The organism is Streptococcus sp. GMD1S (genome assembly GCF_000296875.1).
GTDB lineage: Bacteria > Bacillota > Bacilli > Lactobacillales > Streptococcaceae > Streptococcus.
This window is the reverse complement of record NZ_AJQY01000238.1, coordinates 1-723: the sequence shown is the minus strand read 5'-3', so window position 1 is coordinate 723 and position 723 is coordinate 1. Positions and strand designations below refer to the sequence as shown.

General features: G+C 37.1%; 1 protein-coding gene. It reads left to right on the top strand.

The window, feature by feature from the left end:
* Positions 1-81: 81 nt before the first annotated feature.
* A partial coding sequence (gene gtfA / locus GMD1S_RS08535) for a sucrose phosphorylase (protein WP_000155213.1) occupies positions 82-723 on the top strand: 642 nt, incomplete at its 3' end.

Here is a 723-nt window from a genome sequence, read left to right as displayed (position 1 = left end):
GAACAAAAATCTAAAAATATCTTTCATTTACGAAGCCAGGTCATATAAGACTTGGCTTTCATCAGAAAAAGGAGAACATCTATGACCATTCAAAATAAAACTATGTTGATTACTTATTCAGATAGTCTTGGAAATAACCTTAAAGACTTATATGAGAATTTGGAAGAACATTTTGGCGATGCTATTGGGGGAGTTCACCTTCTACCATTTTTCCCATCAACAGGTGATCGTGGATTTGCGCCAGTTGACTATGATGAAGTGGATTCAGCTTTTGGTGATTGGGAGGACGTTAAGCGTTTAGGTGAGAAATATTATCTTATGTTTGACTTTATGATTAATCATATTTCTCGTCAATCTAAGTATTATAGGGACTATCAAGAAAAACATGAAGCCAGTGAATTTAAAGATCTCTTTTTAAACTGGGATAAGTTTTGGCCAGAGAACCGTCCGACACAGTCTGACGTAGATTTAATCTACAAGCGTAAGGATCGTGCACCAAAGCAAGAGATTGTATTTGCAGATGGTTCAGTAGAACATTTGTGGAATACCTTTGGTGAGGAGCAGATTGATCTTGATGTGACCAAAGAAGTAACGATGAGATTCATCCGTAAGACGATTCAACATCTAGCAAGTAACGGGTGTGACTTGATTCGTCTAGATGCCTTTGCTTATGCAGTGAAGAAATTGGATACCAATGATTTCTTTGTGGAACCAGATATTTGG